This window comes from Paraburkholderia sp. GAS206C (assembly GCF_050435645.1).
In the GTDB taxonomy this organism is placed as follows: domain Bacteria; phylum Pseudomonadota; class Gammaproteobacteria; order Burkholderiales; family Burkholderiaceae; genus Paraburkholderia; species Paraburkholderia phenazinium_B.
This window is the reverse complement of record NZ_JBNDKR010000004.1, coordinates 121,625-147,757: the sequence shown is the minus strand read 5'-3', so window position 1 is coordinate 147,757 and position 26,133 is coordinate 121,625. Positions and strand designations below refer to the sequence as shown.

Annotated in this window: 23 protein-coding genes; 7 read left to right on the top strand and 16 right to left on the bottom strand. The window is 62.2% G+C overall.

Going from position 1 to position 26,133, the window contains the following annotated elements:
- Positions 1 to 94: 94 nt before the first annotated feature.
- A complete protein-coding gene (locus tag P3T20_RS12860; protein ID WP_074264457.1) occupies positions 95 to 493 on the bottom strand; it encodes a hypothetical protein in 399 nt (132 codons plus the stop codon).
- Positions 494 to 936: 443 nt separating this feature from the next.
- Between P3T20_RS12860 and P3T20_RS12855 the strand changes: the two genes are divergently transcribed.
- From P3T20_RS12855 to P3T20_RS12845, 3 genes are all read left to right on the top strand, one after another.
- Positions 937 to 2,943, top strand: a complete 2,007-nt coding sequence (locus P3T20_RS12855) for a phospholipase D-like domain-containing protein (RefSeq protein WP_429287031.1) — start codon at positions 937 to 939, stop codon at positions 2,941 to 2,943.
- A gap of 3 nt (positions 2,944 to 2,946) precedes the next feature.
- Positions 2,947 to 4,227: an SEL1-like repeat protein gene (locus P3T20_RS12850; RefSeq protein ID WP_429287030.1), complete on the top strand. Its 1,281-nt coding sequence runs from the start codon at positions 2,947 to 2,949 to the stop codon at positions 4,225 to 4,227.
- A 192-nt stretch (positions 4,228 to 4,419) separates the two neighbouring features.
- Positions 4,420 to 5,700 (top strand): SEL1-like repeat protein, encoded by a 1,281-nt coding sequence (locus P3T20_RS12845; protein ID WP_254368825.1) that lies wholly within the window; start codon positions 4,420 to 4,422, stop codon positions 5,698 to 5,700.
- Positions 5,701 to 6,200: 500 nt separating this feature from the next.
- Here the strand turns inward: P3T20_RS12845 and P3T20_RS12840 are convergent, their stop codons facing one another.
- Together P3T20_RS12840 and P3T20_RS12835 are read right to left on the bottom strand one after the other, a co-directional pair.
- Positions 6,201 to 6,500, bottom strand: a complete 300-nt coding sequence (locus P3T20_RS12840; RefSeq protein WP_074264460.1) for a hypothetical protein — start codon at positions 6,498 to 6,500, stop codon at positions 6,201 to 6,203.
- A gap of 252 nt (positions 6,501 to 6,752) precedes the next feature.
- Positions 6,753 to 7,100, bottom strand: coding sequence for a hypothetical protein (locus P3T20_RS12835; RefSeq protein WP_074264461.1), 348 nt, complete (start codon positions 7,098 to 7,100; stop codon positions 6,753 to 6,755).
- Between the two features lie 239 nt (positions 7,101 to 7,339).
- Here P3T20_RS12835 and P3T20_RS12830 point away from each other — a divergent pair, with 239 nt between their 5' ends.
- The 3 genes from P3T20_RS12830 to P3T20_RS12820 are packed head-to-tail and all read left to right on the top strand — an operon-like array spanning position 7,340 to position 10,262.
- Entirely contained in the window at positions 7,340 to 8,158 is an 819-nt protein-coding gene (locus P3T20_RS12830; protein ID WP_074264462.1) for a MipA/OmpV family protein, read from the top strand.
- 10 nt (positions 8,159 to 8,168) lie between these two features.
- Positions 8,169 to 8,873, top strand: coding sequence for a response regulator transcription factor (locus P3T20_RS12825; RefSeq protein ID WP_074264463.1), 705 nt, complete (start codon positions 8,169 to 8,171; stop codon positions 8,871 to 8,873).
- Positions 8,874 to 8,888: 15 nt separating this feature from the next.
- Positions 8,889 to 10,262 carry a HAMP domain-containing histidine kinase gene (locus P3T20_RS12820; protein WP_254368826.1) on the top strand — a complete coding sequence of 458 codons (1,374 nt, stop codon included), beginning with the start codon at positions 8,889 to 8,891 and terminating at the stop codon, positions 10,260 to 10,262.
- Positions 10,263 to 10,301: 39 nt separating this feature from the next.
- Here the strand turns inward: P3T20_RS12820 and P3T20_RS12815 are convergent, their stop codons facing one another.
- The 4 genes from P3T20_RS12815 to P3T20_RS12800 form a co-directional block, all read right to left on the bottom strand.
- The gene (locus P3T20_RS12815) at positions 10,302 to 11,177 is read right to left on the bottom strand and encodes a DUF3667 domain-containing protein (protein ID WP_074264464.1); all 876 of its coding nucleotides are present in this window, start codon (positions 11,175 to 11,177) and stop codon (positions 10,302 to 10,304) included.
- A 149-nt stretch (positions 11,178 to 11,326) separates the two neighbouring features.
- Positions 11,327 to 11,695, bottom strand: a complete 369-nt coding sequence (locus P3T20_RS12810; RefSeq protein WP_074264465.1) for a response regulator — start codon at positions 11,693 to 11,695, stop codon at positions 11,327 to 11,329.
- A gap of 17 nt (positions 11,696 to 11,712) precedes the next feature.
- Positions 11,713 to 14,850, bottom strand: a complete 3,138-nt coding sequence (locus P3T20_RS12805) for a CheR family methyltransferase (protein ID WP_429287029.1) — start codon at positions 14,848 to 14,850, stop codon at positions 11,713 to 11,715.
- A gap of 296 nt (positions 14,851 to 15,146) precedes the next feature.
- Positions 15,147 to 16,361, bottom strand: coding sequence for an MFS transporter (locus P3T20_RS12800; RefSeq protein ID WP_429287028.1), 1,215 nt, complete (start codon positions 16,359 to 16,361; stop codon positions 15,147 to 15,149).
- A gap of 155 nt (positions 16,362 to 16,516) precedes the next feature.
- Between P3T20_RS12800 and P3T20_RS12795 the strand changes: the two genes are divergently transcribed.
- Positions 16,517 to 17,440: a LysR family transcriptional regulator gene (locus P3T20_RS12795; RefSeq protein ID WP_429287027.1), complete on the top strand. Its 924-nt coding sequence runs from the start codon at positions 16,517 to 16,519 to the stop codon at positions 17,438 to 17,440.
- A gap of 65 nt (positions 17,441 to 17,505) precedes the next feature.
- Here the strand turns inward: P3T20_RS12795 and P3T20_RS12790 are convergent, their stop codons facing one another.
- The 9 genes from P3T20_RS12790 to P3T20_RS12750 form a co-directional block, all read right to left on the bottom strand.
- Positions 17,506 to 17,700 carry a hypothetical protein gene (locus tag P3T20_RS12790; RefSeq protein WP_429287026.1) on the bottom strand — a complete coding sequence of 65 codons (195 nt, stop codon included), beginning with the start codon at positions 17,698 to 17,700 and terminating at the stop codon, positions 17,506 to 17,508.
- Positions 17,701 to 17,721: 21 nt separating this feature from the next.
- Positions 17,722 to 18,720: a cytochrome d ubiquinol oxidase subunit II gene (gene cydB / locus P3T20_RS12785; protein WP_429287025.1), complete on the bottom strand. Its 999-nt coding sequence runs from the start codon at positions 18,718 to 18,720 to the stop codon at positions 17,722 to 17,724.
- A gap of 82 nt (positions 18,721 to 18,802) precedes the next feature.
- A complete protein-coding gene (locus P3T20_RS12780) occupies positions 18,803 to 20,191 on the bottom strand; it encodes a cytochrome ubiquinol oxidase subunit I (RefSeq protein ID WP_074266052.1) in 1,389 nt (462 codons plus the stop codon).
- 141 nt (positions 20,192 to 20,332) lie between these two features.
- Positions 20,333 to 21,670: a TAXI family TRAP transporter solute-binding subunit gene (locus P3T20_RS12775; protein WP_429287024.1), complete on the bottom strand. Its 1,338-nt coding sequence runs from the start codon at positions 21,668 to 21,670 to the stop codon at positions 20,333 to 20,335.
- Positions 21,671 to 21,812: 142 nt separating this feature from the next.
- Complete coding sequence (locus P3T20_RS12770; protein ID WP_429287023.1) at positions 21,813 to 22,496, bottom strand: OmpA family protein; 684 nt, start codon at positions 22,494 to 22,496, stop codon at positions 21,813 to 21,815.
- A gap of 5 nt (positions 22,497 to 22,501) precedes the next feature.
- Positions 22,502 to 23,266: a flagellar motor protein gene (locus P3T20_RS12765; protein WP_429287022.1), complete on the bottom strand. Its 765-nt coding sequence runs from the start codon at positions 23,264 to 23,266 to the stop codon at positions 22,502 to 22,504.
- Positions 23,267 to 23,329: 63 nt separating this feature from the next.
- A complete protein-coding gene (locus tag P3T20_RS12760) occupies positions 23,330 to 24,556 on the bottom strand; it encodes a Crp/Fnr family transcriptional regulator (protein ID WP_074264474.1) in 1,227 nt (408 codons plus the stop codon).
- A 450-nt stretch (positions 24,557 to 25,006) separates the two neighbouring features.
- Positions 25,007 to 25,372 (bottom strand): hypothetical protein, encoded by a 366-nt coding sequence (locus tag P3T20_RS12755; protein WP_074266053.1) that lies wholly within the window; start codon positions 25,370 to 25,372, stop codon positions 25,007 to 25,009.
- Positions 25,373 to 25,514: 142 nt separating this feature from the next.
- Positions 25,515 to 26,081 (bottom strand): acyloxyacyl hydrolase, encoded by a 567-nt coding sequence (locus tag P3T20_RS12750; RefSeq protein ID WP_074264475.1) that lies wholly within the window; start codon positions 26,079 to 26,081, stop codon positions 25,515 to 25,517.
- Positions 26,082 to 26,133: the final 52 nt, after the last annotated feature.

Genomic DNA, 26,133 nt, shown 5'->3' with positions numbered 1-26,133 from the left:
AGGAGAGACAGACAATAGGAGGATCGCAGGTACATCATTAGCCGATGCCGAAGTGCGAGCGCGAACTTGCTACAAAAGGAGGAATATGGCCGCGCTACTGGAGCCGGGCACTGCGGACGCCGTCCACTTTGGCGAGACCCGTTACGAGCGAAAGCACTTCGGTCATGTGCCGCGCGTCGGCGCGATGCATGCGAAACGAGAGCTCGGCGCCGCCGGGGAGACGAAACGAGAGAAGCAGATGAGAGGACTCGCCTTTATCTTTGCCGACGGCCCAGGCTTCGCAGGGCATGGCGAACTTGACGTCGTCTTTCTTTTCGCGCACGCGCGCTGACCAGCCAATAGCATTGGAAATAGCGGCCAGCAGTTCATGCATGACGGAGTAGTGCAGGGCGATGCTGTCGGGCTGATTGCCTTTGAGCATGAGGTATTGACCATCGCCGGTCAGTTCGAAGGAATGCAGGGAATGAATTGCTAGGGCTACCGGCGGTGACATGGATGCACTCCCAAACAATATTGGAGGCCGAGTCTATGTGAGAAGCCGCGCGGCGAGGTTACTTGCGGTTTACCGATTCTTCCTTTCAGGCGGAGGGCAAACCAACGAGGGTGTAGGGGGCGTGTTAGCGGGGACGGGGGAAGAAGAAAGCAGGTGCCCCCGCAGCGATGCTCCCAACTTAAGCCCCATTGCACCAGGAGAGTTTGTACGCGAGATGGAAGTGGGCACGGCTTTTCCGGGTGTCGCTGGACAAGAGCGAAGCCTGCCGAATGGCGCCTCGACTTTCAACGACCAGTTTGCAGACTTTTCCGCACGAATTGGGATGGCATGCGGGGTAAAAACCTTCAGGAGCTAAACAAGCTCCGCATCGCGGCCTCCTGATCTTTGCAGTCCTGCTGAATCAGGCGCAACACGCTGCTCAACCCTGATACGGACGCCTGACCATGAAACAGCAGAGCGCTACCACGCCGCTCGCGCTTTCCTGCACGCGAAGCGCAACGCTCACGTCCCCATGGTTCGTGCAGCGCACCGAATACAACCCCGCGCTGGCCACCTACCTGCCGCTCGTGAATGGCGAGACGGCCTTTGCGGCGGTGTTCGACGCCATACGGAACGCGGAGCACAGCATCGATATCCTGTGCTGGGGTTTCCAGCCGTCGATGTATTTCAGACGGGGCAGCGACGCGGCGGATTCACCGTCGATCGGTGAACTGCTCGAATACAAGGGCCTCGAAAAACCTCACATGAGGATCCGGCTGCTGGTCTGGAGCGACTCACTGCACGTCGCGTCCTTCTCGGAAGACATGATGCCGGGCAATCACGGGCCAGTCGGGCTGGCGGGGGCTGCACAGGACGGCCGCACCCACGCGCAGCGGGAATTCGACCAGCTCTGGTACTGGCGGGCCAACCGGAACAATGTCACGCGGATGTCGGCCGGGACGAGGGCCAATCCGTTCCCGGCGGCGAAATCAGTGGTGACCACGGCATTGAACGCGTTGCCGGGCGCGCCCAGGCCGCTGGCAAACATTGAATTCGCCACGCGCGATTTCGATCTGAGGGAGCGAGCCGAAATCGCCTGGCGCACATGGATGAGCGGCCCGGCGGGCGACCCCACGCTGAGAGAGCGGAACACCGCGGCGATGACGGCGGAACCCTCGCATCACCAGAAGATGGTGCTTGTCGACTACGAGCTTCCCGAGCGGGCCATCGGGTTCGTGATGGGGCACAACACGCTGGACGAATACTGGGACCGGGACGATCACACCTGGCTGCGGCAGGCGCCGCGAATGGGACGCAACGGCCTGCATCCGCGGCAGGACATGTCCGCGAAGGTGACGGGTCCGGTCCTCGAGTACCTGAACGAGAATTTCTGCGAGGCGTGGGACGACGCGACCGGGCAGAACCTGACCCAGGCGCGGGCGGCGCTGGCTTGCCGGCTGAAGCTGCGCGCGGATCACGGTACGCCGGTGATGGCGCAGATCCTTCGCACGCAGTCACAGCACGGCAAGGACGGCACGAAGGACATCGCGTCGCTGTACCTGCAGGCGGTGAACAACACGACGAGATTCGTGTACATCGAAAACCAGTATTTCCGTTACATGCCGGTGGCCGACAGGCTGCGGGAGAACGTCAACGCGCAGATCAAGGGGGGGCGCAACCCGGCGAAGCATGGTGAGGTCTATCTGTTCGTGGTCACGAATTCGAACGACGACGGCATCGGCCGCGGGACAGTGAGCAGCTACCAGATGCTCGCGGCGCTCGGATATGGCGACCGGATGCCGGGGGTCGAGACACTGGAGAAGAACGACCAGCTTACGCAGCAGGAGCAGACGCTGGAGAAGCAGCTTGCTGACGAACAGGCGGCCAGCCAGCGCGCGATGATGCAGGGCGCGGGTTTCTCGCAGATGCAGGGGCTCGCGAATTACCTGCAGGGCGGCCAGACCCGGCAGGCAGAAATCGGGCAGCAGCTGGAGCAGACGAGGCAGGAGAAACGGCGGGTGGCGAGCGTGAGCCCGGATGGCATGACGAAGGAGGGAGAACTGGTGCCGCCGCAGGATATGCCGGGGATGAAGGTGCTGGTCTGTACCCTGGTCGCACCGGACACGCCTGCAGGTCAGGCGTGGGACTACGTCTATGTCCACCAGAAGCTGATGATCGTTGACGACGTGTTTACGACGCACGGCTCGGCCAATGTCAACCGGCGCAGCATGGAGGTGGATAGCGAACTGAATATCTGCCATGAGCATGGCGGCCTGACGTCTGCGCTGCGCAAACAGATGTGGGCGCTGCATACGAACAATAGGGGGGCTCAGGATGATGTGTCAAAAGCGTACAAGGCGTGGAGCGACATCATTTCTCAGAACACCAAAAACCAGAGCAGGAAGCAGGCCCCGATGGCGTCCCTCGTAGGCTTCCTGCGGACCTCGCCCACACGCACTTACGAGGATTGACCCATGAGACGAGGCATTCTCATCGCCCTGGTGGCGAGTCTTGCCTGCGCCTGTACGAAGGAGAACCCCTTGGCTTCACTACCCAGCATGAGCGCCGTGCGCGCGAATCTCGCCTTTACCTGCGTGCATGAGGACGACCACCTGCCGCCGCTCGATCCTGCAGCGGACCAGCTGTTCAGATACGGCCGCTGGCTGCAGAAGCAGGACGGCCCGAAGGACTTTAGCGATATCGCGCGGTATTACCGGATCGCGGCGGCCCACGATCACTACAAGGCCAATACCAACCTTCAGGCGCTGGTGTCGACGGGACTGGCCGATTCGCCTAATGCACCGGAAGAGACGGTCGACCTGGCAATCCAGCTGGTCAAACAGGGCGTGCCGGGCGGCTACTACGACATCGCGCATTACCTCGAACTCGGCTACGGGCTGAAGCAGAACAGCGAGACCGCGTTGCGCTATTTCCGCAAGGCAGCGGATCTGGGCAGTCCGGACGCGCAGTATTACCTCGCGGAGAAACTGGACCCGATCGACGCCGCGCCTGAGGTTGCGCTGCAGATGTACCGGTGCTCAGCGGATCAGGGACATGGCAAGGCCGCAACCTCCCTGGCGATTGGCCGCAAGACAGACAAGTTCTACGCTGAAGCAGTCAGGGCTTTCCAGCAGGGCATCATGGCGGGAAACAGTCAGGCCGCGTCGTTTCTGGAAAATGGCTTCAAGGGTCCCCCACCCGATGATCGCCTGTATTACCTTGCTGTTCAGAACGATCCCGAACGCTCGCACCGCTATGAAGTGATCGGTAAATTCCTCGACGACAACGAAGGTCTGAACCCGAAAGTCCCCGACATTGACCAGATCGTGCCACTGCCGCCGGCGAAACTACCGCCGTGGGACGGCACGTTCCAGTGGGAGAAGGAACAGGCCGCAGCCGTGCCGCCGCAGAAACCCTCCGATGCGCTGGTTGAAAAACTGGCCCGCGAGAAGAGCCTCGACCCGGCGACAGGGCTTCGGGTCAGGACCGCGCATGAAAAGGAACTGGAGAGCCGCGTGCCGCTGGGCACGCTCGTTCGCCCCGGCGAAGTCTGCCCGCAGGACGGCGTGTGGTGTGTCCGGGGATTTGCTTCGGTCAGCTACGACGCGACGCGCCGTTTCAGGAAAGGCGAGACGATGCCGCCACTCGCCCTGAAGGATCCCCGTCTCATTCCTGGCCTGGACTGGCTGCTTGGTATGCGCGTATACCGTACCAATGAGGAATGGAGTCTCAAGGCATACGTCGACGAGGCATAAAGGCGTGAGTCCGGGAGAACATGCGCCGCCCGCTATTTAGTTATCGGGCGGCGTTGACGTGCCGGATACGTATCAGCAATGGAGCCGGATCATTTCAGGAAACAGCAGATACCTGGGCAGTAAGCCACCCCGTCGGCGTTCCTTGCGGATTTCCTGCGCACTTCTCTCAAACACGCTTACGAGGATTGACCCATGAGACGAGGCGTTCTTGTCGCCCTGCTGGCGAGTCTTGTCTGTGCCTGTACCAAGGTGAACCCGTTGGCTTCACTACCTAGCATCAGCGCCGTGCGCGCGAATCTCGCCTTTACCTGCGTGCACGAGGCAGACCATCTGCCGCCGCTCGATCCCGATGCGGACCAGCTGTTCAGATACGGCCGCTGGCTGCAGAAGCAGGACGGCCCGAAGGACTTCGACGATATCGCACGGTATTACCGGATCGCGGCGGCTCACGATCACTACAAGGCCAACACCAACCTTCAGGCGCTGGTGTCGACGGGGCTGGCCGATTCTCCGGATGCACCGAAAGAGACGGTGGACCTGGCAGTGCAACTGGCGAAACAGGGCGTGCCGGGCGGCTACTACGACATCGCGCATTACCTCGAACTCGGGTACGGGCTGAAGCAGAACAGCGAGACCGCGTTGCGCTATTTCCGCAAGGCAGCGGACCTGGGCAGTCCGGACGCGCAGTATTACCTCGCAGAGAAACTGGATCCGATTGACGCCGCACCTGAGGTTGCGCTGCAGATGTACCGGTGCTCAGCGGATCAGGGACATGGCAAGGCCGCGACCTCCCTGGCGATTGGCCGCAAGACAGACAAGTTCTACGCTGAAGCAGTCAGGGCTTTCCAGCAGGGCGTCATGGCTGGAAACAGCATGGCTGCGTCGTTTCTGGAAGACGGCTTCAAGGGCCCTCCACCGGACGATCGCCTGAATTATCTGGCTGTCCCAAACGACCCCGAACGCTCGCGTCGCTACAGAGCGATCCGTAAATTCCTCGACAGGAACGAAGGTCTGAACCCGAAAGTCCCCGACGTCGACCAGATCGTGCCACTGCCGCCGGCACCGCTGCCGCCGTGGGACGGCACGTTCCAGTGGGAGAAGGAACAGGCCGCAGCCGTGCCGCCGCAGAAACCCTCCGATGCGCTGGTTGAAAGGCTGGCCCGTGAGAAGAGCCTCGACCCGGCGACAGGGCTTCGGGTCAGGACCGCGCGTGAAAAGGAACTGGAGAGCCGCGTGCCGCTAGGCACGCTTGTTCGCCCCGGCGAAGTCTGCCCGCAGGACGGCGTGTGGTGTGTTCGGGGATTCGCTTCGGTCAGCTACGACGCGACGCGCCGTTTCAGGAAAGGCGAGACGATGCCGCCACTCGCCCTGAAGGATCCCCGTCCCATTCCTGGCCTGGACTGGCTACTCGGTATGCGCGTATACCGCACCAATGAGGAATGGAGCCTCAAGGCATACGTCGACGAGACATAAAGGCGTGAGTCCGGGCGAATAGCGACGGCACGCTCAATACGATCGAATCGTTGCGCTGGCGTGCTGCGCGCGAAGGCGATCTGGTTGCACAGGCGCAGATGGCGGATGTCTTTGACAAAATAAAAAAGCCTGCCATCGCGGCGTCATTGCGCGCGTGTGCGACTGAACAGAATCCGGATCTAACGCACTAGGGTAGATTGGCAACGAAGCCGAATTATCCGCAGGTCAGCGCCGTATTTCGCGGGTTCGACGCGCAGCACGGCTTGCACGACCATCGCATCCTTGCAGACTGACGTCTTGTCACATGTCGCCCGCCATTTCAGGGCAGGACGGCTAGAGTTTGCTGTCTCTTCCGGATAGAAAATGCATCTGTCCACGCAACGACGTCGGACGCGCGAAAGTAAGTGCCGCCCCGCGCAGGGGCGACACTAAAGGATCACGAACAGATCAGGGAAAGGCAACCGAAAGACCGGACAATCACGCGTTAAAACCACGCGCCATTACCAGTGCCGATGCCCATAGTAGTCATGCCGCGACCACCAGCGATGCCCGTCCCAGTACTGGCCGCTATGCCAACCGATAACCAGCGACGGCGAAACGACAACAGGTGCCGCCACAACCGGTTGATAGGCTACGACAGCAGGCGGCGGAGGCGGCGGTGCATAAACCGGAGCAGGCGCGACATAAACCGGCGCCGGCAACGCCAGGTTGATCCCGATACCGACACCCGCATTGGCGAACTGCGAGACACCGAAGATAGCTGCCCCGAGACCGAGGCTGATCAAGAGTTTGCTTTTCATGTTGACCTCCATACGTGTGGGGATGACGGCTTAACTGTAGCGCTGCGAAAGAACCCTTGAGTTACGCAAATGCAACAAAGCGTGAAGCTTGAAATTTTCCCCATTGCGCGCCAATAGACGCTTTCGGGCGCGGTGTCTGGCGCAGGCGTGAGCGGGCGCAAGCGAGCGGCAACAGATGGTAATAACCGTAAAACGCTTTGCAACAGGACGAGGGGCGCAAAACGCCCGCACCTCGCGCTGAGAAGTGCGCAATCAGTCCCGGCACCGCAGCCCCCGCAATTCAAGGTGCAACTGCACGAGCCACGGTTGTGCGCAGTCGCCGGCAATCGACGCTTCGAAAGCCGGCTTTTCATACACCTGAACCTTGCGGGCAAGATCTGCATCTTCGAACGCACGCCTTGCGTTGACGCGCACCACCAGCGTGATCATTCCTGCACCGAGCAGCATGCCGCCCAGATAGACCAGCGCCGGCATGCCGGCCTCGCTCATGCCGAACATCAGGATCAGGCCAAGACACGGCACAGCCGCAGCGCCCATCGACACCGCGAACAGCAGGAGATTGGCACGCAGCGCGGTCGCAAGACGGGGTTTCAGGGGCATGACCGTGCCGTCGGATAGAGAAGGGGACGAGGGCATCCATGCTGCACGCACGCGACTTACCCAAGACTTACCGGCGGCTACCGGTCGTTGCGGGCGTTCGCGGACCAGCCTATGCGCCGTGGCGAGCGCGGCGTCGCACCGCATCGCATCGACGAGCCGCTGATTGTTTGAGTAAGTAACGGGTAAGTCGCCCGCTCCTAAAGTCGAGACCGCCTGATCCCACTACTTTAGGAACAACCGTGAAAAGACCTTTTTGTCGAAGGTATCCTCTGCTGCTGACGTTTGCGTCCGTGGCGCTGTATTCGGCGAGCACATGGGCACAGGGCGTCCCCGACGCCCAATCCGGCCCCGACGACTCCGGCTTCACCGTCCTGAGCAACGCCACCAACGTGACGCATTGGGGCCTTGGCGTAGGAGCCGGCGTCGCCGCGTCGCCGTACAAAAGCGGCGACACCAAATACACGCCGATTCCGCTGATTTCCTTCGACGACAAATGGATCCATGCCCTCGGCACCACGATCGACCTGAAGATCGGCACCTGGGACAACGTGAGCGTCGCCTTGCGCGGCGACTATGCCCTAGCCGATGGCTACAGGAACGACGACGCGCCCATCCTGAACGGCATGCAGAATCGCAATCCTACGTTCTGGTACGGCCCGGCGCTCGCCTGGAAGACCGGCTTCGGCACGCTGTCGGCCGACTATCTGCTGGGCGGCAACCGCGGCGAGCGGGCCAAGATCGACTACAGCAAGTCGTTCGATTTCGGCAAGTTCTCGCTGCAACCGTATGGTGGCGTCGAATGGCTCAGCAGCGACTACGTCAACTACTATTACGGCGTGCGAGCGTCGGAAGCGCGGGCAGGACGCCCCGAGTACACTGGCACCGCCGCCTACGACGTATCGCTCGGCACGCGCGTCAACTACAGCATCACGCGTCAGCAGAAACTGGTGCTGGACGTGGGCGTCAAGCACTTCACGAGCGGTATCTCCGACAGCCCCATCGTAGGACGCAGTTACCTTCCTGCGGTGCGGCTCGCTTACCTCTATCAGTTCAAATGAGCGCACCATCATGTCCCGGGTAGCCATTGTCGAAGACCACGAGCGCCTCGCGGAGATGGTGCGCCAGGCGCTCGCGGCGGCCGGAATCGAGGCCGATCTGTTCCACACCGTCTCCGAGGCGAGCTACGGCGTGAGCCGCGCCGACTATGACGTGCTGATCGTCGACCGCGGTTTGCCGGACGGCGATGGCCTCGCCTTTCTGCGCACGTTGCGCGCAGCGGGCCAGATGATGCCCTGTCTGATGCTGACCGCGCGCGATGCGCTGCACGACCGCGTCGACGGACTGGAGAGCGGCGCGGACGACTACGTGACCAAGCCGTTCGCCATGAGCGAACTGGTGGCGCGCGTGCGCACGCTGATGCGCCGGCCGCCGGCGCTGTCGGCGCTGGTTGCCGAGTTTGCCGATATCACGGTCGACCCGCAGCAGCACGCCATGCGCTGCGCGCACCGCTCGGTCCAGCTCGCGCAGGCCGAATTGCAGATCATGCTGTGCCTCGTAAAAGCCGGCGGCCAGACCGTTCGCCATGCCGCGCTCGAACATGCGGCCTGGGGCCTCGGCGAAGCCGTTACGCCCAACGCCCTGGAGGTGACCGTACACCGGCTGCGCAAGAAGCTGACGACGGTGGGGACGAGGCTGCGGCTCGCCAACATCCGGGGTGCGGGCTTCGCGCTGCAGGCGACGCCCGCGTCGACCGGCACACCATCATTGTCCTGAGGCGGCCCGCTCATCATGTTCACCCTCTTTACCATGCTCAATCGCTGGATTCGAAGTCTGTCCGCGCGCTTATGGGTGACCAGCATCGTTGCGCTGGCGCTGACGCTGACCGTGCTGGCCATGGGTGTCACCTATGCGTTCAACCACTACCCGGAACAGATGCTGGGGCGGCACGACCTGATTCAGCACACGAAGGAGCTCGCAAGCGGCGTCCGCTTCGATGGCGCTGGCCGTCCCGTCTCCGTCAATCTGCCCGCGGAGCAAGCCTGGATTTTTTCGGCGGCACCGACCGAGATTCACTACCGGGTACTCGACGAGCAGGGCCACGTGTTGTTCGCCTCGGCGAACGCGCAGAACGGTCCGGCCTGGGTTCCGGGCGACCTTGCTGCGGCTGTCGGCCATATCGAGCAGGTAAAGATGGACGGCAGATCGTTCGACATCACGACGCTCCAGTTGCGACAGGGACCGGCGCATTTCTATGCGCAGATCGCAACGAGCGCGCGTCTTCTCGATGCAATGATCGGTACGAAGGTTCGGCAGATTCCCGCCAACGTGCGAATCATCACCTCCATCGCCGCGATTATTTTCGGCCTGACGTTGACGGTCACGGTGCATCGGCTACTCAAGCCGCTGCGGGAGGCGTCGAGTGCAGCTGCGCTGATTACGCCGCGCAACCTGACGACACGGCTGTCGTTGCGAGGCATGCCGAGCGAGATCAAGCCGCTGATCGAGGCGTTCAACGGAGCGCTCGGCAGACTGGAAAACGGCTTCACCGTGCAGCAGCAGTTTCTCGCTTCGGCGGCGCATGAACTGCAGACGCCCCTCACGCTGATCCGCGGTCAGATCGAATTGCAGCCCGGTATCGAGGACAAGGGACTCCTGCTTCGCGAGATCGATCTGATGGCGCGCCAGGTCCGCCAGCTGTTGCATCTGGCCGAAGTCAGCGAGGCGCAGAATTTCACGTTCGGTGAGGTGAGTACGGTCGACGTGGCACGCGACGTCCTGGCGTACCTCGGGCGCAAGGCCGATACGAAGCAGGTCAAGCTCGAGCTCGACTCATCGGGCGCACCGGCCTCTGTGTGGGCGGACCGCAGTGCACTCTTCATCCTGCTGAAAAACATTGTCGAAAACGCGATCAACGTGTCGCCGCCCAATAGCGTCGTGTGGCTTGTCATAGGCGCGGCTTCGATCGAGGTTAGCGATGCGGGGCCCGGTATCCGCGAGGAACACCTGCCTTTCCTGTTCAAGCGGTTCTGGCGGGCGCCCGGCGTCAGACACGATGGCGCTGGCCTCGGGCTCGCTATCTGCAAGGAAATCGCGGTCGCGCACGAATGGCGGCTGACCGTGAGCCGTCTGGCCGCGGGGACGCGCTTTATCGTCGGCTTCTAGATGCCGGCGCGTGCAACGGGCTCGACGCTTGGCATGCGCTCAGGACGCGTGCCAGAGATCGGTCGAGACGAATGCGAGCACCGTCAGCGCGAGGCCCGTGACCACCCCATAACCGGTCCACAACAGCATGCCTCGCGCCACTTGCGGCAACCAGCGACCGCCGTACACGCGCTTGAGCGCGAGAATCAGATAGATCAGCACCACGAGCATGACCCAGCCGCCAAAATTCCGCACACCGGGAATCAGGCAAAGCAGAAACACCAGGAAAATAAACGCATGCAGGTGCACCGTAAATAGCAGATGCATGCCGTAGTTCTGGCGCCTCTTCCGGTAGACGTACCCGCACATCGCCGCAAACACCGGCATCAGCACGAACACCGTATAGGGCAGGCGATGCAGAACGTGGTCGTTGAAAGCGTCGAGCTTGCCGGGTTGAAAGATCCAGCTCATGTGCCTGTCGAGGAACCCCAGCACCGCTTTGCCATTCGGATCGGTCTCCGAGGCGGCGAGGGTGGAGAAGACCTGAGTGGCGGGCACGGTGCGGTTATCGTCGAGCGTCACAACGGTGGGCGTGGGCGTCATGACGGTGGTCCAGCCCAGCAGCAGAAAAAACACAAAACTGAACGTCACATACAGCGACAGCGGCTTCACATAGCGGCGTCGGCGCCCCTGGAGATATTCGATCGTGAGCTGCCCCGGCTTGAGCAGCAGCATCCTGACGGTGGGGACGAGTTTGCCTTCCGCGGCCACGTAATGATGCAGATACTCATGCGCGAATTCGCGCAAGGTGGGCATTTCGTGCACGGTTTCCTGGCCGCATTGCGCGCAATACGGCCCATGCACCGGCGCATCGCAGTTGGGGCAGGCGTCGGGCAGTTCGTGTACGGCATCGTGGCTATGCGTGATTTGCGACATGCGGATGCGGGGCCGGAAGCTATGACAGGCAGCATTCTGACCGCGGCGGCGAGGCACCGTCAAGGATCTGTCAATAAGCGGCGGGGAAGTAAGGGATGCGAAAGGCTTCTGCGGAAGAGCCGATCTGTCGTGTCGACCGGCGTCGTCGGCTAGCTGCTCGTGAGCGCCACGAACAGATTTCGTACATCGAAGGGTTTTTCGCAGCGCGGATAACGCAGGTAGCCGGGATCGAGCGCATCGGCGCCATAGCCGGTGGTGAAGACGAAGCGGACATCGCGTCCGGCCAGCCAGTCCGCAATCGGATAGGACTTCTCGCCATGCAGGTCGACGTCGAGCACGGCACTGTCGAAGGCATCCCGGTGGGCTTCGACAAACTTCAGCGCTTCGTCTGCCCAGCCGAACGGACCGACGATCGTGGCGCCCGCTTCCTCGAGCAGTGCGCACAGGCTCTGCGCGACCAGATAATCATCCTCTACCACGAGAATGCGGCGCCCCTGCAGCTCAGCGCTTTGTCCCATGGCTGTCTCCGAAAGATTCAAGTGTGACCCGTGCGCCGCTCCGGCCTCAGCGGCATGGCGATCCGGCACGAAACGCCATCCTCGCCAAAGACGAGTTCGGCTTTCGCGCGGAGCGAAAAAGGCAGGCCCTGCTCGATCAACTGCCGCCCGTATCCGCGGCGCGTCGATTCCGGGGGCTGCGGCAGACCGCTTTCCCGCCACTCCAGTACCAGCAAGGAATGGTCCTGTTGCTGATCCTCCAGACGCCAACTGATGTCGAGATAGCCCTGGCCGCTCTTCAGCGCGCCGTATTTCACGGCGTTGGTGGCGAGTTCATGAACTGCGAGAGCGATGTTCTGCACGTATTCGAGGCCGAGCGGAACCGTCGGACCGGAGATGGCGACGTTTTCGGCGGCGCTGCCGGCAATGGTCTCGATCTCCATGCGGACGATCTCGCCGAGTTCGATCTGCTCGTCGGTTGCCTGGCCGAGCAGTCCCTGCAGACGCCCCAGTGCGCCCAGCCGGCTGGTAAATGCTTCCAGCGGTGCACCTTTGACGAGCGTCTGCATGGCGATCGATTCGACCACGGCCAGCAGGTTACGGGTGCGATGCTGCAGTTCGGCAACGAGGATCTTCTGGCGCTGCTCGGCGCGCGTGAGGCTCGTCACGTTCAGGAAGGTGACCACCACGCCCTCTGCCTTGTCATCGCCGTTTCGATAGGGCGCGAGGCGTACAAGGTAATGCATATGGTGATCGTCGCTGTCGACCCGGCGCTCGATAACCTCGCCGCTGGCCACAACCCTGGCGATCGCTTCGTCGAAGCCGGTGAGCCGCAGGCGGCTCGCCAGATCGGTGATGGGCCGGCCGCGGTCGGCCGCGCGGATATTGAACACCTCGGACATGGCCGGCGTGAAGCTGCGAATCACCAGCTTGTTGTCCAGAAACACCGTGGCGACCGCAGTGCTGTCGAACAGGTTCTGCAGGTCGCTCCGCGCGCGGTCGAGCGCTTCGATCTTGCCGTTCAGTTCGGTATTGACGGTGTGCAGCTCTTCGTTGAGCGACACCAGTTCTTCCTTGGACGCTTCCATCTCCTCGTTGGTCGACTGCAGTTCTTCGTTGACCGAAACGAGTTCCTCGTTCGACGACTTCAGCTCTTCGAGCGCCGTTTCATATTCCTCGATCATCGATTGCAGGCGCTCGCGCGTCTCGCGCAACTCGCGCTCCATCTGCAGCGCGGTGCCGGTGGTGGTGGCTTGCGCGCGGTTTAACGCTTCCTCGCGGCTCAGTACGGGACCCTGATCGACGAACAGGACCAGATAGAGCGGATCGGCGCCAGAGCGGGTGGCAAGCGGCTCCACCGTCAGGCTGACCACCTGCACGCGACCGTCGTCTTCCTCGACCGCAATACCGTCGCGTGTGACGGTGCGGCCCGATTCCACTGCTTCGCGAAACACCGTGCGCAGTTCAAGGCGGATGCCTTTGCGTGCCATCGTGAAAATCTGCCGGGTCGGCGCACCGGGCGCCGCTTCGAGATACTTGCCGGTGCGCGAGGAATAGTAGGCGACATCGCCTTCCCGGTTCACCACGACATGGGGCGGGGCAAATCGCTCGAGCACCTGGGTGTCGACCATCTGGCGCAACGCCGCGCCGCCGGGCTGGACGCGCCGCGGCGTGAGTTCGTGCGTTTGCCCTGGGCGCAAGGCCGACACCGTGAGCGGCAGACGCACGCGTGGCATGACATCCGAGCGGCGCTGGAAGATACGATGTTTTTTCTCGAGCGGCACGAACAGATCGTCGAACTGGCTCACGCTCTCCGAGGCGCCGAGGAACAGATAACCGTCCGGACGCAGTGCATAGTGGAAGGTCGGAATCACCTGGCTTTGCAGGTCCAGACCGAAATAGATCAGCAGGTTGCGGCAGGAGACCAGATCGATACGGGAGAAGGGCGGGTCGCGAATCACATTGTGCGGCGAGAAAATGCACAGGTCGCGCACTTCCTTGGCCACTGCGAAGCTGCCGCCGTCGGAGATGAAAAAGCGCCGGCGCCGTGCGGGCGAGACACTGCCGAGCAACGCGGCCGGATACCTGGCGGCGCGTGCGACGGCGAGGGCCCGGTCGTCGATATCGGTGGCGAAGATCTGCACGCGCGGCACGACCGCGAGCTGATCCATATGCTCGCGCAGCAGGATGGCGAGCGAATACACTTCCTCGCCGGTGGCGCAACCGGGAACCCAGATGCGCACGATATCGTCGATGCCGCGCGCCTCGAAGAGCCTGGACACGACCAGTTCGGCAAGCGCATCGAACGCTTCGGCGTCGCGAAAAAAGTTGGTCACGTTGATCAGCAGATCGCGAAACAGCGCGTTGACTTCCTGCTGATGATCGCGCAGGTGTGCAACGTACGCTTCCAGATGACCGATCTGCACCACCTGCATACGCCGTTGCACACGTCGCATGAAGGTCTTGAGCTTGTAGCCGCTGAAGTCGTGGCTGATCTGGCCGCGCAAAATGCCGTAGATCTCCGCCTGCGCCTGCTCGATCTTTTGCAGCTCTTCCTGGGCGCTGGCGCTGAACGCAATGTCGTCCAGCACGTAAGCGCTGCGGGCAAACTCCGCCAGCTTGTTGCCCATTGCCTCGACTGGCAGCGCGTAGTCGACGAGCCCGGTGGCGATGGCACTATCCGGCATGTTGGCGTGTTGCGGCCCAAAGCCGTCGGCAACCTGCGCCATCGTCAGGCCGCCGCGTTCCTTGACGGCTTTGAGGCCAAGCGTGCCGTCCGAGTCGCCGCCGGACAACACCACACACACCGCCAGTTCGCCCTGGTCTTCAGCGAGCGAGCTGAAAAACACGTCGATCGGTTTGCGTTCGCGGTGCAACGCGTTTTGCGGATGGAGACGCAGATGCCCCTTTTCGACGCCGAGCATGGCGTCCGAGGGCAGCACGTAGACATGATTCTTCTGGACCGGCTCGCCGTCTACCACCACATGCACCGGCATCGTGGTATAGCGCCCGACAATCTCGGACAACAGGCTGTCGCGTGCGGGACCGAGATGCGTAACGATCACGAGGGCCAGCTCCGGCTCTTCGGGCATGCCGCGGAAAAACCCTTCAAGCGCTTCGATACCGCCCGCAGAGGCGCCGATGCCGACAACCGGAAATCGCGCTTGCGTGCTCATCGTGCGATTCGCGCGACGGCGTACTGGCGCGGGGATACAGTCAGCGAGACGCTGGCTGCGTGTTGGCTTGGCATGGGATTCCTGGCGGCGGGGCGGATTGAGAGTAGTCGATAATCCTACCTTGATTTGGCCTGCAGTTACCGGTAGTTGGTTTCGGGCCGGGTGGATTTTGCGTCGAGGCGCCGGCAAGCGAAGCTTCCGGCGTGTTCATCCACGGTGTCGCAGCATTCCTTGTGCCTGGTCCAGGCTGTGCTCGCTGTATTCGTCCTGGTAAAGCGGGGTGTGCTGATTGCCAGTCAGGCCATTGCGACCGCGACCGGCCTGCCGATCGCGAGGTAATGCAGCAGCGCGAGCAGCGGAAACACGCTCGCGACGATGGCGGTCAAGGTCCAGCCGCCGTGCTCATACAGCGTGCTCGCGAGCGACGAGCCGAGCGCGCCGCCGATAAAAATGCTCGTCATATACAGGGCATTCAGACGGTTGCGGCTCGCCGCATGCAGGCCGTAGATCGCACGTTGGCCGATCACCATGTTCATCTGCGCGGCGAAGTCGAGCACGACACCCGTAACGACGAGACCACCCACGCCCCACGCGGGATGAATCAGCGAGGGCGTAAAGGCGAGCGCGGCGATCACCAGCGCGACCAGTGTTGCGCTAACCGAGTGGCCCGCATCGGCAAGGCGTCCTGCAATCGGCGCGGAGGTGGCGCCAATTGCGCCGACCAGGGCGAACAGCGCAATGCCGTTCTGCGACAGCCCGTAATGACGTGTCAGCTCAATCGGCACGGTGGTCCAGAAGAGGCTGAAGGTAGCGAACATCAAGCCCTGATACAGCGCACGGTGACGCAGCACCGGCAAGGTAGCGACCAGTTCGCCGAGCGAATGGATCAACTGGAAGTAGGTCGCCTGGTGCGAGGGTTGGCGCGGCGGAATCGTCAGCGCGAGCACGGTTGTCACGATCGCCATTACCACAGCGGCCGCGCCGAATACGACGCGCCAGCCGAAATGCCCGGCCACCACGCTTGAGAGCGGCCGCGACAGCAGGATGCCGAGCAGCAGGCCGCTCATGATGTTGCCGACCACGCGGCCGCGCGTTTCGTCGGGCGCGAGGTGCGCCGCCAACGGAATCAGGATCTGCACCGCAACCGAACTGAACCCGACCAGTAGCGAGATCGCCAGAAACGCGCTCGGCTGACGTGTCACGGCGGCCAGCGCGAGACTGACGATGGCGACGAGCGCCGTTGTGATCATCAGCTTGCGGTTTTCCAGCAGATCGCCGAGCGGGACGAGGAAGAACAGTCCCAGGGCGTAGCCGATCTGCGTCAGCGAGACGATCAGGCTGGCCGTGCCGCCCGTCATATGGATGTCCGGTGCGATCAGTTCGGTGATCGGCTGGGCGTAGTAGATGTTGGCGACAATCGCGCCGCAGCAGAAGGCGAACATCGCGGTCAGGCCGCGAGTCATCTGGACGGTGCCGCCATTTGCGCTGGCGGCGGGTGAGTTGGAGGTCATGGCAAATCCTGATTGACGAACCCGCATAGGATATCGGTTGCGATCCGTGAGTAGAATACGTCCATTGAGCAACCTGGCGTTGCGTGCAGCGCAACACCAGGCGTCGAGTTGTACCCTTTGGGTCCGGCCTCGACGTTACCGAAGGAGGTCGGGAAGTGGACAAGCTGGTTGCCTTGAATACCTTGCTGGAAGTGGCCGAGGCGGGTGGCTTTTCCAAAGCGGCCCAGCGGCTGGGTGTTGCCACTTCGTCCGTCACACGTTTGATGGACGCGCTCGAAGCCTCGCTCGGTACCGCGTTGCTGACCCGCACCACGCGGCGCGTTAGCCTGACCGATGCCGGTACGGCCTATGTCGAGCAGATCAGCAAGGTACTCGACGATCTCGCGGTGGCCGACGACAGCATCTTCGATAGCGGGGCGTCGCCAGTCGGGGTGCTACGCATTTCCGTGCCGACCGCGTACAGCCGGCTGCAACTCGCGCCGCATCTGGCGAGCTTTCTCGCCACCTATCCGCGCATGGTGCTCGACGTCGTGGTCGGCGATTATTACGTCGATCTTGCCGCCGAGCGGATCGATGTCGCGGTCCGGATCGGCCTGCCGTCGCGTGACGAACACCTGGTCATCAGAAAACTGGCCGATAACGCGCGCTTCGTGGTCGCGAGTCCCGCGTATTTCGCGCGCTGCGGCCTGCCGTCCGAGCCGCAGGAACTGGCCGCGCACGAGTGCCTGCGCTTCGGCTATGGCGGAACCTATCGGCCCGCGCGCCAGATCTGGACGTTCCTGCAGGGCGAGACCGAGGTGCGCGTCGAAGTGGAGGGCCGCATGATTGCCAACAATCCGGACATTCTGCTGGAAGCGGTGCTCGCGGGCCGTGGCATCGCCTTGCTGCCGGAGTGGCTGGTCGCAGCGGAGATTCGCGCGGGCCGCCTCGTGCGCCTGTTTGCCGACGCCGAAATCAATCCGCATGCCGGCCGGTCGGCGGTCTACGCGGCTTACCTGCCGAATCGCCGCCATTCGAGCAAGGTGCGCACCTTTGTGCAGTTCCTGCAGGAACGGGTGCAAGGCGTTCGGGAGGCGTGAGCCGAGCGCTACGGCTCGCTTTGCGTCAGCTCAGGCTACTGACGGTACTGACGGTGTTGCCGGCCTCAGCGCATGGCAGCCTGCATCAACAGGCGGAATGGCAGCGCGAGCAACATCGCCCCTGCCACGCCTGCGCACCACAGGGCGACGAACCAGAGCACGCGCTTGAGCCGCGTAGGAGCAGGGCGTTTCGCCGTGCCTGGTTGCGCGAGCGAAGAAGCGGTCTGCTTTTGTGTAGTCGGGGGCCAGGAAAGTCGCATTGCAGCGTACCTTGTCAAAGCTTAGTGGTACTTCGCACCCGGCGCAGACTTGCCGCGGAACACGTGATATCCGAGTGTCGTGTAGATCAGAATCACCGGCAGAATGATTACCGCACCCACCAGCGTGAAGAGCTGACTCGAGCGTGGCGCAGCGGCGTCCTGGAGCGTGATGGCGTACGGTATCGCATACGGCCAGATGCTCACGAGCAGGCCAATGTAGCCGAGCAGGATCAGCAGCAGCGTCAGCAGAAACGGCGTGTTGTCGTGCCGGCGTCTTAGCGCGCGGAGCATAAACAGCGCGGTAATCACGACGAGAAACGGCACCGGCAGCAAGCGATGCAGCAGGCCCGAATCGAACCAGCGCGCGGCGATTTTCGCGTCGGTCAGCGGCGTCCAGATCGACACCACCACCATGAAGCCGAGCAGCACGAAAGTGAGGGGACGCACGACCTCGTGCAGACGATGTTGCAGGTCGCCCTCGGTCTTCATGATGAGCCAGCAGGCGCCGAGCAATGCGTATGTCGCCATCAGGCCAAAGCCGGTGAGCAGGCTGAATGGTGTCAGCCAGAAAAACGGCGGCCCGGCGAACACGCCGTTCGTCACCGGAATACCCTGCAGGTAGGCGCCCAGAATGACGCCCTGAAAAAACGACGCCCCACCCGATCCGGCGATGAAGGCGAGGTTCCAGAGGTTTTTGGTGCGGGTTGCCTTCTCGCGGATTTCAAAGGAAACGCCGCGAAAAATCAGGCAGACGAGCATCGTGACGATCGGCAGATACAGCGCCGAGAGCACGATCGAATAGACCGCGGGAAACACCGCAAAGAGCGCTGCGCCGCCGAGCACCAGCCAGGTTTCGTTGCCGTCCCAGACTGGCGCAATGGTCGCGATCATCAGGTCGCGCTCGCCGTCGTCGGGGAAGAACGGGAAAATCATCCCGATGCCGAGATCGAAGCCATCGAGGGCGACATACATGAAGAGCCCCAAGGCGATAATCGCGGCCCAGATCGTCGTCACGTCCATGCTGTGCTCCGCTTCAGGTGAGTAGAGGTTCGCGGGATGTTGCCGTTTGCCACGGGTGCCGGTTCCTGCTCCACCGGGCGCATCATTCGACTGCGGCGAGCGGCCGCCGGCCGCTGCTGTTCGTATCGGCGGCGCTCGCATTGCGCGGCCCTGCATCGTCGTAGGCTGGACCGATGCGCAGCAGCTTGAGGATGTAGTAGATGCCCGTGCAGAACACCAGGCAATACACGATCACGAAGATCATCAGCGACACGCTCACGTCCTGCTGGGTCACTGGCGACACCGCTTGCGCGGTGCGCAGCACGCCGTATACCACCCACGGCTGGCGGCCCGCTTCGGTCGTCACCCAGCCGGCAAGCAGCGTCACGAATCCGGCCGGGCCCATGGCCACCATGATGCGCTGGAACAGACGGTTTTCGTAAACACGGCCGTGGCGCCGCAGCACCAGTCCGATCAACGCCAACAGGATCATCAGCATGCCGAGGCCTGCCATCACGCGAAAGGTCCAGAAGATGATCGACGAATTCGGCCGGTCCTCTTTCGGAAACTCTTTCAGGCCGCGAATTTCGCCGTCCCATGAGTGTGTGAGGATCAGACTGCCCAGATGCGGAATCTGGATCGCGTAGCGGGTCACTTCGGCCTGCATGTCCGGAAAGCCGATCAGGTTGAGCGCGGTTCCGCCGTGCTCGGTTTCCCATAGACCTTCGATGGCCGCGATCTTCGCAGGCTGGTATTTGCGCGTGTTCAGGCCATGCTGATCGCCCACCAGCGCCTGGATCGGCGCGAGCACCAGCAATAGCCAGAGCGCCATCGAAAACATGGTTTTGACGGCGGGGTCGCGCCGGCCGCGCAACAGATGCCACGCGCCGGTGGCAGCAACAACCAGCGCGCCGACGATGAACGCGGCGATCGCCATATGGGCGAGCCGGTAGGGGAACGAGGGGTTGAAGATGATCTTCAGCCAGTCCTGCGGCACTACGTGACCGTCCTCGATCGTGAAGCCCTGCGGGGTCTGCATCCAGCTATTGGAGGCGAGAATCCAGAAGGTGGAAATCAGCGTGCCGGTGGCGACCAGCAGCGTCGCCCCGAAATGCGCCTTGCGTCCCACGCGATCCCAGCCGAACAGCATGATGCCGAGAAAGCCGGCCTCGAGAAAGAACGCGGTCATCACCTCGTAGGTGAGGAGCGGTCCGGTGATAGGCCCGGCGAATTTCGAAAAGCCGGCCCAGTTGGTGCCGAACTGGTACGCCATCACCACACCGGAGACGACGCCCATACCGAAACCGATCGCGAAGACCTTCGACCAGTACAGGCACAGTTCCTTGTAGTGCGGTTTGCCGCTTTTCAGCCACGCCGCTTCCAGCACGGCGATGAAGCTGGCAAGGCCGATGCTCATCGCCGGGAAGATGATGTGGAACGATACCGTGAACGCAAACTGCAATCGCGAGAGGTCCAGCGCGCTGAGGTTCATCATTGCGGTCTCCCGAAGACGAGGGCTGGCTGGGTTGGCGGAGCGACTCCGCAGGCACATGGCAACATACACTTTTTTTCGCCGCGGTGTCGCTAACCTGCGTTCGCAGAACGTGACGGAGCAGGGAAGTGCAGCTCGCCGCTATGCGTTTCCTTGAACGAGGCGCGAGCGCACGAAGCCGACATGCTCGCGTAATACGTAAAACGCATCGGCGTAGGCGAGCGGCATGCGCAGGCTGTTGAGCGAGTCTTCGATCTGGTCGAGCTCCTCGACAAGCGCATCGCGTTGGGCCTGCGACGGATCCTTCAGCGCCTCGCGTTCGATTGCGATCAGCGAACCGTAGTTGCGATAGATGCGCGAGCGGACACGCCAGCGGTACAGTGCCGGCACCAGCCGCATGGCGGGGAACAGCAGCACGGCGACTGGCAGCAGCAGAACCAGAGTGCGATCGCCGACGCTCGCCAGCCAGAACGGCAGATTGCGGTAGAGAAAGCTCTTGCCGGTCTTGTAGTAGCGCTGCGCGTCGTCGCTGATCGGATACTCGTGCTGGATCGGGCTCGGAAATTGTCCCGCGTGCTGCAGAAGGCCGGGCATGCCGTGAATCTCCTGCGCAGCTTCGATCAGCAGATCGGAGATGGCGGGGTGCAGCCTGGTACGCGCGATGATTTCCACGGTCGGGCTGATCAGATGGATGGTGTCGTTCGGGATTTTGTGGCGCAGGTCGAGCACGCCGGGCGGCAGGTCGATTTCATCCAGATACGGAAAGAGCCGCGTATAGGCGCTCGCTTCCTCGAAGTCCATCACAGAGATACCGGGCACGCGCAATAGCCGCAGCATCAGGGCGCGGGTGGCCGAATCGCCGTTCAGTATCGCGGCATCGGCGTCGCCCGAGACCAGCTTCGTGGCGGCTTCCAGCCCGTCGGCGGGCAACAGCGTCGTGTTCTGGCCCGGCACGATGCCGTTCGCGGCCAGCAGGTTAAGCGCCAGCACCCGCGTGCCGCTGCCTTCGCGGCCCACGGCGATGCGTTTGCCTTCGAGTTGCGCGAGCCGCGTAATGCCGCTGCCGCGATAGAACACCACGATCGGGTCATAGAACACGCTGCCGAGCGACATCAACGAGGAGGCCCCGAGCCCATCGGTTACGCCGCCTTGCACCAGCGCGACGTCCACATGCTGCTTGGGGTCCAGCAGCCGTTGCAGGTTCTGCAGCGAGCCGTCCGATTCCAGAACCTTCAGCGTGATGCCGTTACGGGCGAGAATCTTTTTGTATTCGTTGGCGGCCTGCAGGAACGAGCTGTCGTGCGGGCCGGCGCTCATGACGATCGTATGCGGCGGTGCAGGATCCACCAGCCAGATCACCAGCGTGATCACCAGCACCACGAACACGGCGATCGGTGCGAACGTCAAGGTTAGATCGCGCAGATCGGCATGGGAATGCTCGCCTTGAAAACTCGGTGGTCGCGGGCGATGGTGTCTCATGAAAGCTCCGTACGGGTGGCGGGGCAGGTCTTATGGCGCGCGCGGCGCGCGGTGTCTGCACGTATAGCGTAGCAGCACTGGCTTTCGTCTGAGCCTGGAAAGTGTGGAAATGCGCGGTGGCGCCGCAACAGGCGCCGGATAGCTAATACTGCACCAGTATCGTCACGCGCCGGTTTGCTGCGCGAGCGGCCGCGTCGTCGCCAAGCAACAGAGGGATATTGTCGGAGTGGCCGATGGCCGCCAGCCGCTGCGGTTCGATACCTTTATCCACCAGGAACCGCACCACGGCGCCGGCGCGTGCCGACGACAGCTCCCAGTTGGATTCGTATTTGGCGTTGGAGATCGGTGAACTGTCGGTGTGACCTTCTACCAGGATGTTGCGAGTGGAGTAGCCCTTCAACGCCGCAGCCACCTGATCGAGCACGCTGGTCGAGTCCGGCAGCAAGTGCGCATCGCCCGCGCGAAACAGGATTTTTGCATTGATGCTGATTTCCACGCTGCCCGATTCTTCGTCGATATTGATCTGGCCTCTGTCGCGCAGCGCTCTCAGGAGCGACAACAACCCGGCTCGCACCGCTTCCTGTTGGCCGTTCGCCGCGCCATGTGCGGCGATGCCGGCAGGGCTCCTGTCGTTCTTGACGCTGCGCGCGGATTCGAGAAGCTTGATTTCCAGTTCGTGGTACTTCGCCAGCTGGATCGCATACAGCGCCAGAAACAGCACCATCAGCGTGGTGACAAGATCCGAGTACGAGAGAAGCCAGCGCTCGGGGCGAGCCTCGGCGTCATCGTCCAGCTTCGGATTGTGCTTTTCGCCTGCGAGAGCCATGCGTGCTATGCCAGCAATGCTTTTGAGCGCTCGCGCACGTCGCCGGTGAGGCGCGTCTCGATGGTTTGCGGCGACTCCCGGCGCGAGATGGCAAGCAGTCCATCGAAATACAGTTTCCGGTAGCGCAGTTCGCAATCCACCTGCGCCTTGATCTTGCCGTAGATGGGCAGGAACAGTATGTTGGCGAGCGCGAGGCCGTAGAGCGTCGTCACGAAGGCGACCGCCACACCTTGGCCGAGTCTCTCGGGCTCGAGAATGTGCCCCGTCACCTGGATCAGGCCTAGCACGGCGCCGAGGATGCCGAAGGTCGGTGCGTAGCCGCCCGCTTGCAGCCAGATCCGCGCCGCGGCCATGTGGTTGCGCTCGTAGGCATCCAGTTCGCGTTGCAAAGCGTCTTCGATCACAGCGGTGGAAACGCCATTGGCGATCAGCTCGAGCCCGCGTTTGGCAAACGGATGAATGCCTGCCGGGTCCATCGATTCGAACGCGAGCATGCCGTTCAGCTTGGCTTTGTGTCCCCATTCGAGCAGCACAGAGAGGTTTTCCTGATCGACCGGTTTGGCGGCGATGAAGGCGAAGCGAAGCTGCCTGACGCCATCGGCAAAGCGGCCCCAACTGTTCTGAACCATCACGGCGCCGATCGTGCCGCCCAGCACGATCACGAGCGCCTCAAGCTGGAACAGCGATGCAAACCGTCCGCCTTCAAGTGCAAAGCCCAGCACAATGGCCGCGATGCCCACAACCGCGCCGCACAGCGTCAGGAAATCCATACAAGACCTCGACAATTCAATTGAAGGATTGTGCGTTGGACCGGCTCAATGGCACGCGGCGGCCTAGATGGGCGACCCGATCGGGACCGATGGATTCACTGAAGGCGATTTGATGCTCTTCACCAGCTCGATAAAGCGCTGCTCGATATCCGGGATCTCGAGCGGATCGATCTTGATGTCGCGTCGCATGATCCACGAAATCTCGTTCTGGCGCGCCTGCGTCATGACCGAGAGCAACCGGTCGGCGATCGTCTGATCAGTCATCGTGGCAAGCAGCTTGGCGAGGTCGTAAGTGTCGAACGCGCTCACGGCGTCGAACAGGGTTCGCTGGTCGACAAACTCGAGATCGCCCAGCGATTCGAGCTGGCTGGGGGTACGTATTTTTCGCTTCGAGAAATAGGCCGTGCCGTGCTCTTCGACGTAGTTCAGCACCTTGCTCTTGCGAAACGCAAAGATATCCTCAGCGATTTCCGAGTGAGAAAGCTTCTTGAGAATCAGCTGCTTTTCGACACCAATCAACGCTTCCAGATCGGACAGTTCGATCAGCTCGAGTTCACCGGTGATCGCGAGATCCAGTTCGTGATCGGCTACTTGCTGGGCACGCTCGATGAGGCGGATCGGGTCAAAACTGACCATATGCCGGCCCGCCGCACCGTCTTCGCTCGCGACCCCGCCCTTGCCGATGTACTCGGGGCGTCCTGCATCGAAGCTCACCAGATTGAGTTTTTCCATCCGTTTGAGCATGGCCATTACGTGCAAGCGGGAATGGCCTGCAATTGCGCGGCACTTCCTGATGACCTCGGCGAGCGGCACCGACACTTCTTCGCCCGGCGCGCGGCGCGCACGGCTCTGGGTATCGGCGCCGGCCATCAGAGCCAGCACGTGCGCATAGGAGAGGACACCGGGCAGGAAGTCGGCATGCGTATAGGTTGCGAGCAATTCGTCCTTGCGCCTCGTGCGGCGAATCATCGTGCGTACCAGATGGCGCAGCAGAGGCGAGACGCGCTCCATTTCCTCCTCGACAACGCTGGTTTCGATGACGGTCAAACGGCAGAAGGTGAGCGCCTTTGCGGTGGAACCGCGTGGCTCGGACGGCAGTAGCGCCGATTCGCCGAAGATTTCGCCCTTGCCCAGGGTTGCGAGAATCACCCGCTTTTCGTCGCACTGTGTGGAGATTTCGACTTTGCCGTCGGCAATGACGTAGAGGGCTGAGGTCCCGACATAGCCCTCGGAGAAGATGACTTCGCCCGGAGCCGCGGTCCGCGACCTTGACGACTGTTGCTGATTCAATGTGTTCCCCTGCGGAGTGTTTGGCCCTGCTCAAGCGGTCTCTGCGGACTCGCTCACTGGCGGCATATTTTGCTGCCGCTTACCCGTCTATAACGACTTTTTTGCCGATTTCTTTAGCGCGGGGATAAACTTTAATAAATGCCGCAACCCCAGACGGGGCGGGCTTGTGCGAGGACAGGAGGGCGCGCGATGCGCAGAAAATCCTTTCGGTCCCTTACGCAAACGTTTGGCGTTCGGCTCTACTCGTAGAGTGCCAGTGACGACGGCTTTGCCGGACGGTGGAGTCAACGCAGGGTGATACACAGTGCATCATACGAATGCAAAGTAATCCTGATTAATCAGGAGGATAAGCGCGATGCGCTGCATTGGCCGGATGGAATTCTTCGACCGTTGCGTCGGCGCCGCGGCGAGTGACGCGAAAACCTGCGGGCCGGCAGCGTCCGCTTGCGCTCAGTCCGCGATGCGCTTGTCCGCCAGCGCATACTGGCAGTCGCCCAGCACCTGGGTGACGAGCCGCGCCTGGAAGTCGAGGTCGTCGGTGTCGAGGATTTCTTCGACGGCGTCACGGGCCCACTCCGCTTCGACGAAGTGTGCGTGCCGGGCGGCGATCTCCAGCGCCATCGCGGAGAGTTTGGCGACGCTCAGCCAGTCAGCTTCCCGTAAGTGACGGTCGAGCCACTTGTGGGCCGCCTGCACGTGGAAGGAGGGTTCCGGCCAGGTCTCATTGAGGTAATAGGCGCCGAGGCTCCCGCAGGTGAGCCAGCAAAGCAGTTCCACGCGGTCGCGTGGACTCAGATGGAGGCGTACATCACTCATGGCGATACCCGCTACGACAAGTTGCGTTCGGTTCCCGACGGTGCGCGAACCGTCCTGAGATGCAACCCAACGATAGCACGCGGTGGCCGGATTCAGGAACACCTTGTGCTTATCGGCCACAACGCGGCCACGGCGATTTTGCTCAGAAGTTGTATTGCAGGTAAATTTCGCTGAAATTGACGCCAGGGTTGGGGTGCTCGAGGCCCGCGTTCGACAGATGCTGGAAGCGGAAACCGGCCTGGTATTGCTGGTGGCCGCCGAACTGCGCACCCACGCCGATCATATCGGCGAACTGGAACGACGACGAGAAGGTGCGGTCCTCCGTCTCCCGTACATGGTCCAGCAGGCGCACGCCGACACCGCCTTCAATATACGGCCGGAACCATCCCGAGCTCTTGATGAAGCGAAACACCGGCGTCAGACCGAATTCCCAGATGTCGGGGTGGGCGGCATCGGATTCCCGGATGTCCCAATAGGCGACGTGCGCCTCGCCGACGACGGTGAAGTGATATCCGCCGATTTCCCACCAGGTTAAACCGGGGTCCCAGACAAAGCCGAGATCGGCTTTTTTTACATCATGGTCCGCGACGCCTCCGGAAATTTGCACACCGAATTCGTCGGCATGAGCCGCTGCTGCACCGACAGTTAGCGCGCAAAACACTAAGGCGCGGAAAAGTTTTCCTGGCAGAGGTTGCTTGCTGGTTCGCATTGGGATTTCCGACCGCTCGAGTAAATTGTTTTATCGGCAGATGTTTATTGTT

Coding starts and splice junctions, on each gene's coding strand:
- P3T20_RS12765 (WP_429287022.1), bottom strand. CDS start 23,266: ATGGATTTCCTGACGCTGTGCGGCGCGGTTGTGGGCATCGCGGCCATT.
- P3T20_RS12755 (WP_074266053.1), bottom strand. CDS start 25,372: ATGAGTGATGTACGCCTCCATCTGAGTCCACGCGACCGCGTGGAACTG.
- P3T20_RS12750 (WP_074264475.1), bottom strand. CDS start 26,081: ATGCGAACCAGCAAGCAACCTCTGCCAGGAAAACTTTTCCGCGCCTTA.
- P3T20_RS12850 (WP_429287030.1), top strand. CDS start 2,947: ATGAGACGAGGCATTCTCATCGCCCTGGTGGCGAGTCTTGCCTGCGCC.
- P3T20_RS12825 (WP_074264463.1), top strand. CDS start 8,169: ATGTCCCGGGTAGCCATTGTCGAAGACCACGAGCGCCTCGCGGAGATG.
- P3T20_RS12800 (WP_429287028.1), bottom strand. CDS start 16,361: ATGACCTCCAACTCACCCGCCGCCAGCGCAAATGGCGGCACCGTCCAG.
- P3T20_RS12815 (WP_074264464.1), bottom strand. CDS start 11,177: ATGTCGCAAATCACGCATAGCCACGATGCCGTACACGAACTGCCCGAC.
- P3T20_RS12780 (WP_074266052.1), bottom strand. CDS start 20,191: ATGAACCTCAGCGCGCTGGACCTCTCGCGATTGCAGTTTGCGTTCACG.
- P3T20_RS12860 (WP_074264457.1), bottom strand. CDS start 493: ATGTCACCGCCGGTAGCCCTAGCAATTCATTCCCTGCATTCCTTCGAA.
- P3T20_RS12810 (WP_074264465.1), bottom strand. CDS start 11,695: ATGGGACAAAGCGCTGAGCTGCAGGGGCGCCGCATTCTCGTGGTAGAG.
- P3T20_RS12820 (WP_254368826.1), top strand. CDS start 8,889: ATGTTCACCCTCTTTACCATGCTCAATCGCTGGATTCGAAGTCTGTCC.
- P3T20_RS12770 (WP_429287023.1), bottom strand. CDS start 22,496: ATGGCTCTCGCAGGCGAAAAGCACAATCCGAAGCTGGACGATGACGCC.
- cydB (WP_429287025.1), bottom strand. CDS start 18,720: ATGGACGTGACGACGATCTGGGCCGCGATTATCGCCTTGGGGCTCTTC.
- P3T20_RS12855 (WP_429287031.1), top strand. CDS start 937: ATGAAACAGCAGAGCGCTACCACGCCGCTCGCGCTTTCCTGCACGCGA.
- P3T20_RS12805 (WP_429287029.1), bottom strand. CDS start 14,850: ATGAGCACGCAAGCGCGATTTCCGGTTGTCGGCATCGGCGCCTCTGCG.
- P3T20_RS12845 (WP_254368825.1), top strand. CDS start 4,420: ATGAGACGAGGCGTTCTTGTCGCCCTGCTGGCGAGTCTTGTCTGTGCC.
- P3T20_RS12790 (WP_429287026.1), bottom strand. CDS start 17,700: ATGCGACTTTCCTGGCCCCCGACTACACAAAAGCAGACCGCTTCTTCG.
- P3T20_RS12835 (WP_074264461.1), bottom strand. CDS start 7,100: ATGCCCCTGAAACCCCGTCTTGCGACCGCGCTGCGTGCCAATCTCCTG.
- P3T20_RS12840 (WP_074264460.1), bottom strand. CDS start 6,500: ATGAAAAGCAAACTCTTGATCAGCCTCGGTCTCGGGGCAGCTATCTTC.
- P3T20_RS12775 (WP_429287024.1), bottom strand. CDS start 21,670: ATGAGACACCATCGCCCGCGACCACCGAGTTTTCAAGGCGAGCATTCC.